This window comes from Maribacter sp. TH_r10 (assembly GCF_033101095.1).
GTDB classification, from domain to species: Bacteria; Bacteroidota; Bacteroidia; order Flavobacteriales; family Flavobacteriaceae; genus Maribacter_A; species Maribacter_A luteus.
The window spans coordinates 1-635 of the sequence record NZ_JAWMPY010000032.1 but is presented as its reverse complement, the minus strand read 5'-3'; the positions used below and the strand labels follow the sequence as shown (position 1 = coordinate 635).

Annotated in this window: 1 protein-coding gene; it reads right to left on the bottom strand. The window is 35.7% G+C overall.

Translation table 11 applies throughout. The features are described from left to right. Positions 1-197 precede the first annotated feature (197 nt). Positions 198-611, bottom strand: a complete 414-nt coding sequence (locus tag R3X28_RS19195) for a hypothetical protein (RefSeq protein ID WP_317666501.1) — start codon at positions 609-611, stop codon at positions 198-200. Positions 612-635: the final 24 nt, after the last annotated feature.

The window sequence follows — 635 nt, the reverse complement described above, 5'->3', positions numbered from 1 at the left end:
CGGTTGAGCTATGAACAGTACGGGAGTAAACTTTCGTTTGCTTTCCGCCATGCATATAGCGAAATCTTCTTGTTTTGATTTATTTTTTCCTGTCCAGAGCAAAATCCAAAAGATTTTGCAGACTTCATAAAAATACGCAAACCATTCGGCAAAGCCCTAAGCCCGTATTGTTTATAGGTTGTGTTGTGTAGCGTTTTTTACAGGCGAATTGTCGTGTCCTTTTTCAACATACTTAGGATTTCGTGCTCGGATTCGATTCCTTGGTTAAAAACTAATTCCATTACACTTCCTGACGATTTTTTATACCTTCTTTCCAACGCCGTTGCATTTCTAAGCATTAAGGCAGTATCATTTACTTTTTCAATCATTTCAACTATCAATTTCAATGCTCTTTTGTCATCTATTTTAGACCAATCTCCCAATTCAGGCATGGCTAAAGTTCGGGCAAATTCATCCAGTCCCTCACTCCTCCAATAATTTATTAAATCATATTCGGTGATTTCTTTTTCCGATAAAGGACCTAATTTTTCTAGAGCTGATTTATGGTCCATTTTTCCGTCCTCAAAATTGAGAATAATCTTCTTTATTTGTTCGAAATTTTTAAGGCTCATTCCAAATTTTTAAATGCTACACAA